This is a genomic window from Nitrobacter sp. 62-13, from assembly GCF_001896955.1.
GTDB lineage: Bacteria > Pseudomonadota > Alphaproteobacteria > Rhizobiales > Xanthobacteraceae > Nitrobacter.
Map to the genome: position 1 here is coordinate 1 of NZ_MKRN01000148.1, position 5,008 is coordinate 5,008.

Sequence of the window (5,008 nt, forward strand, 5' to 3'; positions counted from 1 at the left end):
GACAATATTGGACGGATCATCGATTTCACTACGCACAAAGCCAAACCGTTCGGCCCAAGTCTGCTCGACGATGTGATGATCGTCGTAATCTGGCCGAGACTGACCGACACCCTGCTGCAACTCTTCTAACGTTTTCGGCTCGTCGCGCGCAGCCTGAATGAGGGCGTGATAGTCTTTGAGCCATTCTACATTATTCATCATGCCGACATAGGCAACTGCGGCCGGCCCGCTGTTTCTCGCCAGCCAGCCTGCCGCCGCGCGAAGATATTTCGTTCTTTCGACGCTGGTTGTTGGCCGCTGCTTCGGAATCTCCGGCGGCTCGTCCAGCGGTGGGCCCTGGTTGTGACCCATGCCCGGCGGCGGCTCGCCCGCGAGTTGAACCCCATCAACGGTGTTGTCGCGCGGCGTGATCTGAAAGAGACCGAGACTGCCTCCCCCTACGCCGCCATCCGTCCACTGGCCGCCATCCGGACTTCCGGCCGGCACGCGCGGCTGGTCCGGGCTGTATTTGCGCGCCAGCGCGGGAAAGGCTTTGGCGACATCTACGCCGGGCGGAAGAAACCGCGCGGCGTCGGGACGAACCCAGCGGGCCGCATCCGGCCGCAGCCATCGCGATTGCTGATGGCGCAGCCAGGCGTCGTGATGCGATGGCATCGGAATATCCTCGAGAGACGACACGTGCTCGAAAACGAAACAGCGCGCCGGAACGGCGCGCCGTTGAATTTCCGTCATGCGCGGCGATGGGCGCGAAGCGCCGTCTCCACTCCCGCGACACCGCGCATCCGTCCTTCTTTGAAGGATGGTTGACCGGATCATCTAGTGCGAAAGCCGCTTCACGCCTTTTGTCCGGACATGACACTCGGCTAGCTCAGCTCGCCGCGAACTTCATCAGCTTGATGGCGTCGAAGTCCTGCACGCCACCGCCGACGCGCTTCGTGGTATAGAACAGCACGTAAGGCTTGGCCGAATACGGATCGCGCAGCACGCGCACGCCCGCGCGGTCCACCACCAGATAGCCACGGCGGAAATCGCCGAATGCGATGGACAGCGAGTCCGCCGTTACATCAGGCATGTCCTCGGCCTCGACCAGCGGGAACGTCATCAGCGAGGCGCGCCCGCCCGCCAGCGCCGGCGGCTGCCACAGATAAGATCCGCCGGTATCCTTGAACTTGCGGATCGCGGCCTGCGTCTTGCGGTTCATCACGAAGGCGGCGTTCTGGCGATAGCCGGCCTTTAACGCGTACACCAGGTCGACCAGCGCATCGGAGGGGTTCGACGCCGTGAACCCGCCGGCGAGACCGCTGGGGACATAGCCGAGCTTGCCCCACACCCATGAACCGTTGGCCACGGTGTCGGATTGCAGAAAGCCCTTCGGCTTGTTGGTGCCGTCGCCGTTGACGAAGGCCGCTCCTTCCTGCACCGCGAAGGTCAGTTCGACCTCCTGTGCGATCCACTCGTCGATATTGACGGCGCTGTCATCGAGCAACGTCGCGGTCGCAGCCGGCATGGCGTAAAGCTCCATCGCCGGGAAGCTCAGGGCGTCGAGCGTCGGCGATGTGGTTTGCGTGCGCGAGTCGGTCTCGCCGACCCAGCCGGTGGCGGGCCCCGCCGTCATGAACGGCTTCTTGTAGACGTTGCCCGAGATGGTGCGCACCGATGCGAGCGCGCGGATCGGCGAGATCGCCGCCAGCCGCTCGCCGATGGTCTGCTCCAGTTCGACCGGCACCAGATAGCCGCCGTCGGGATTGGAGCCGACCGACATCGCCTTGGTCTCGAGGTCGCGCAAGGCGCCCGCCTCGCCGCCGCGCACATAGGCTTCGAACGCGCTCTTGTGCTCGCGGGACGTCGCGTCGGAAGCGATGCGGCCGCGGCCTTCGAGCGCCGGACGGGCGTGCTTCAGCGCCAGTTCGTCCATGCGCTTGTGCTGCGCATCGAGCGCGGCATTGATGCGGTCGACCTTTTCCTCCAGCAGCACGTCGCCACGCTTCTTCTCCAGCCGCGCCAGGCGCTCGTCATTGGCCGCCTTGAATTCCTCGAAGGTGACGCGGAAGTCGTCATAGTCGCCGCGGACGGCGACGCCGGATTTGTACTCCGGTGCGGTGTCGGTGATATCGAAGTCCATTCACATTCTCCTCGGTGGTGGTGGTTCATGGCTTTGCCGCCCAAGACTTATGAGCGACACTGCGTTAGAATGGCTGCCCGCAACGAGAGCACCGTCGAGGCGAAAACCATGCGCTTTCTGATCTTTGTCTGGATCACTCTCGCCGTCGCCGCCGCAGCCAGCGCGTGGTATGCGATGGTACCGTCGCGGCGCGGCCCGGCCCGGTTCTGGATCGGCGTCTGCGCAGTGCTGCTGGCGGCGTTCGCGATTTCCTTCGTGATGCTGGGCGCCAGCACCGAAAAATCGCTGTTGTCGATCTCGTTTTATTTCCTGAACTGGGGCATGGCCGCCGGCGGCGCGGCAATCTGCGCGGGCGTCATCGCCGGCCTTTCGCTAGCCCTCGCGTTCAAGCGGTGACGCAACACGACCTGGTTCGGTCGCTTCACTCCCTGCGCAGGCTGGTCGGGAATGCCGTATCGACATCGGCCGGGTGAACGCGTGCCTACCGGCCCTTGCGCTTCTCGCGCAGCTCCTTGCTGAATTCCATCAGCTTGTCGAGTTGCTCTTGGGTCAGGTCATACCATTCGATATGGCTGGAATCCTGCCGGCGCTGCCATTCCAGACCGTCGAGTTCTCCAAGGAACTTCCGTACCAGCCAGTATTCGCGCTCGTCAGGCCACGACAGATATGCCTCAACGCCCTCGACGTAGACCTGGATTTTATACTTTGCCATGGTCTGCTCTATTCATTCCGGGGAAATGCTCCCGATCGGCGAGCCGAATACGGCGTCAATATCCTCTTTCCGTTTCTCCTAATCGATCGCGTCCCGGATCAGCGTCAGCACCCCGCGTATGTTGTCAAAGTAATAGCCGGGCTCGGCATCGTTCCATATCCGCTCCAACTCGGCGTCCGTAGGGTTTTGCGCGAGCAATTCCTGCAGGAAGCGCTTGGCGACCGCTTGATCCTGCTTGTTCGAATATCCCAGGGCCAGCGCAACCCACTCTTCCATCGTGGAGACTTCCGCGCTGCTGCCCTGATAGAAGCATTCGACCACGTGGTCGAACTCTTTCGGAACCACCATGACCTCTCCTTGCTATTTGCTAGGTTCGTTTCTGGGAAAGGCCGGAAATCTCTTGCAAGACCACATCTAGTCCGGTCGCTTCACTCCCTGCGCGCTTCTGAACTCCATCAGGGCCACGAACTGATCCTCGGTTTCGAGATAGTATGAGTCCGGCTTATTCTTTGCATTGTGAACCGGTTCGCCCACCGTACGGCGCAAAAACGCGACTCCATCCTTGAACTGCTCCTCGTTCCCCCATGGAAGCTCCATGCGCACACCACTGTGAGCACAATAAATCTCGACGCGATATTGGGATGTCATGGCTTTTATCGCCTGCGATCAGGGTTGGTCGGGAATACTCTATCGAAACCAGCTGGGCGAACGCCGCATCTACCGGCCCTTGCGTTTCGCGCGCAGCTCCTTGCTGAATTCCATCAGCTTGTCGAGCTGCTCCTGGGTCAGATCATACCATTCGATATGGCTGGGATCCTGCCGGCGCTGCGATTCCAGACCGTCGAGCTCTCCAAGAAACTTCCGTACCAGCCAGTATTCGCGCTCGTCAGGCCACGACAGATATGCCTCAACGCCCTCGACGTAGGCTTGGATTTTATACTTTGCCATGGTCTGCTCTATTCATTCTTGGGAAATGCCGTTTCGACCCGATACCCTTTCGTACTCCTCCTATCAGGCACGATCACGACCCGGACGCCATAAGTCTCCCTGATATAAGGCTGCGATCGCTCGGTCGCCGCATAGGCCTCGGTTCCGGTCGGCGAGCCGAATACAGCGTCAAGATTCTCCCTCCCTGAGAGTCCGTTGACGACTTTATCAACCTTGTCCGGATTTCGCGCAACCGTCGAATTGACCAGCTTGTTCGCCGCTTCCAGCGAGGGAAAGGAGCTTTCACTCAAACCGTCCGCCCAACCGTTCCGGCGAGCGTAACTGGCGGCACTGTTAACCCCATTCAAAAGAGACGCCTCGCTCCGTCCGACATGCCTTTCGATCGCGTGGCCGCCAAGATCGCGCTCTTCCAGCAGGTCAATGGGTCGGTTGTTCGGCCGTTGCTGAATCTGCTCGAGACGACCGCCGCCATCCGTCCACTGTCCGCCGTCCGGGTTGCCGGCGGGGACACGCGGCTGGTCCGGGTTGAACTTGAAGCGCCGGATAGACCTCACCGAAGATCGGTGCCGGGAGCGAGAAATCGCGCGGCGTCCGGCCGGATCCATCTGCAGGCATCGGGCCGCATCCAGCGCGCGCGCTGCGCGGCTTCGAATACGCTTTCATGACTTGCCATCAGCGTGCTCCCGCCATCTGCGCGCGCGCCGCGCCTTGCAGCGCCACGCGCCGTCCTTCCCTGCCGCGCAGCGATGCCACCACCGGGCGCGGGCGGAGCCGCGACGCCGGTTCATCCGCGGCCTCCGTCATGCTCCGCCGGCCGCGCTCGGCCTGTGTCCACACGCGCGAGCGCGGCGACGGGGGCGTCGCCTGCTTCACCGCGCGGACACGCGCTCCCGCCAATAGCGGGAAGGTGACGATGGAAATTTCCCACCGGTCGACCTGATAGAGTTTCCGCACGCGCGTTTGCGGCTCGATCCGGCCGCGCACGGTGCGATAGCCGATCGACAGCCCGTCGACCGCGCCGGCCTCGACCAGCGCCAGCAACTCGCGCGCCCGCGTCACGTCGGGGATCAGCTATCAGGACTCAACTATGGATCGGGAAACGTCTCCGGCGACAGATCGCTGTTTGCGACCCATTCGATGCTGGTCGGCAGCTCACCGTCGGTCTCGATGAATTCCTTCACCGCTTTCCATGCAACAGGGAACGGCACGAACAGCCCCACCGACAA

At 62.3% G+C, this 5,008-nt stretch carries 10 protein-coding genes and 1 pseudogene; 1 reads left to right on the forward strand and 10 read right to left on the reverse strand.

The features are described 5' to 3' along the window. Together BGN91_RS10575 and BGN91_RS10580 are read right to left on the reverse strand one after the other, a co-directional pair. On the reverse strand, positions 1-654 hold a 654-nt coding region (locus BGN91_RS10575; protein ID WP_292612918.1), incomplete at its 3' end, for a hypothetical protein. Between the two features lie 214 nt (positions 655-868). Beyond that, positions 869-2,122: a phage major capsid protein gene (locus BGN91_RS10580; RefSeq protein ID WP_292612919.1), complete on the reverse strand. Its 1,254-nt coding sequence runs from the start codon at positions 2,120-2,122 to the stop codon at positions 869-871. Positions 2,123-2,191: 69 nt separating this feature from the next. Here BGN91_RS10580 and BGN91_RS10585 point away from each other — a divergent pair, with 69 nt between their 5' ends. Next, a complete protein-coding gene (locus BGN91_RS10585; protein ID WP_292612921.1) occupies positions 2,192-2,518 on the forward strand; it encodes a hypothetical protein in 327 nt (108 codons plus the stop codon). 85 nt (positions 2,519-2,603) lie between these two features. Here BGN91_RS10585 and BGN91_RS10590 read toward each other — a convergent pair whose 3' ends face one another. The 8 genes and pseudogenes from BGN91_RS10590 to BGN91_RS10625 form a co-directional block, all read right to left on the reverse strand. After that, positions 2,604-2,834, reverse strand: a complete 231-nt coding sequence (locus tag BGN91_RS10590; RefSeq protein WP_292612923.1) for a hypothetical protein — start codon at positions 2,832-2,834, stop codon at positions 2,604-2,606. Between the two features lie 78 nt (positions 2,835-2,912). Beyond that, the gene (locus tag BGN91_RS10595) at positions 2,913-3,182 is read right to left on the reverse strand and encodes a hypothetical protein (RefSeq protein ID WP_292612924.1); all 270 of its coding nucleotides are present in this window, start codon (positions 3,180-3,182) and stop codon (positions 2,913-2,915) included. Positions 3,183-3,248: 66 nt separating this feature from the next. Beyond that, on the reverse strand, positions 3,249-3,482 hold the full coding sequence (locus tag BGN91_RS10600; protein ID WP_292612926.1) for a hypothetical protein: 234 nt from the start codon (positions 3,480-3,482) through the stop codon (positions 3,249-3,251). A gap of 69 nt (positions 3,483-3,551) precedes the next feature. After that, positions 3,552-3,782: a hypothetical protein gene (locus tag BGN91_RS10605; protein WP_292612927.1), complete on the reverse strand. Its 231-nt coding sequence runs from the start codon at positions 3,780-3,782 to the stop codon at positions 3,552-3,554. An 8-nt stretch (positions 3,783-3,790) separates the two neighbouring features. After that, positions 3,791-4,336 (reverse strand): RNase A-like domain-containing protein, encoded by a 546-nt coding sequence (locus tag BGN91_RS10610; protein ID WP_292612928.1) that lies wholly within the window; start codon positions 4,334-4,336, stop codon positions 3,791-3,793. Then, positions 4,333-4,455 carry a hypothetical protein gene (locus BGN91_RS10615; protein WP_292612929.1) on the reverse strand — a complete coding sequence of 41 codons (123 nt, stop codon included), beginning with the start codon at positions 4,453-4,455 and terminating at the stop codon, positions 4,333-4,335. Before BGN91_RS10615 ends, BGN91_RS10610 begins: the two co-directional genes overlap by 4 nt. Then, positions 4,455-4,853 (reverse strand): annotated as a pseudogene (locus BGN91_RS10620) (HK97 family phage prohead protease); the annotation flags it as partial. The gene BGN91_RS10615 and the pseudogene BGN91_RS10620, both read right to left, overlap by 1 nt. Positions 4,854-4,867: 14 nt before the next feature. Then, positions 4,868-5,002 (reverse strand): Imm1 family immunity protein, encoded by a 135-nt coding sequence (locus BGN91_RS10625; RefSeq protein ID WP_366408470.1) that lies wholly within the window; start codon positions 5,000-5,002, stop codon positions 4,868-4,870. Between the last annotated feature and the right edge of the window lie 6 nt (positions 5,003-5,008).

Excerpts from the sequence above, each read along its gene's own strand:
- BGN91_RS10595 (WP_292612924.1), bottom strand. The coding sequence starts at position 3,182 with ATGGTGGTTCCGAAAGAGTTCGACCACGTGGTCGAATGCTTCTATCAG.
- BGN91_RS10590 (WP_292612923.1), bottom strand. The coding sequence starts at position 2,834 with ATGGCAAAGTATAAAATCCAGGTCTACGTCGAGGGCGTTGAGGCATAT.
- BGN91_RS10585 (WP_292612921.1), top strand. The coding sequence starts at position 2,192 with ATGGCTGCCCGCAACGAGAGCACCGTCGAGGCGAAAACCATGCGCTTT.
- BGN91_RS10615 (WP_292612929.1), bottom strand. The coding sequence starts at position 4,455 with ATGGCAAGTCATGAAAGCGTATTCGAAGCCGCGCAGCGCGCGCGCTGG.
- BGN91_RS10580 (WP_292612919.1), bottom strand. The coding sequence starts at position 2,122 with ATGGACTTCGATATCACCGACACCGCACCGGAGTACAAATCCGGCGTC.
- BGN91_RS10605 (WP_292612927.1), bottom strand. The coding sequence starts at position 3,782 with ATGGCAAAGTATAAAATCCAAGCCTACGTCGAGGGCGTTGAGGCATAT.
- BGN91_RS10600 (WP_292612926.1), bottom strand. The coding sequence starts at position 3,482 with ATGACATCCCAATATCGCGTCGAGATTTATTGTGCTCACAGTGGTGTG.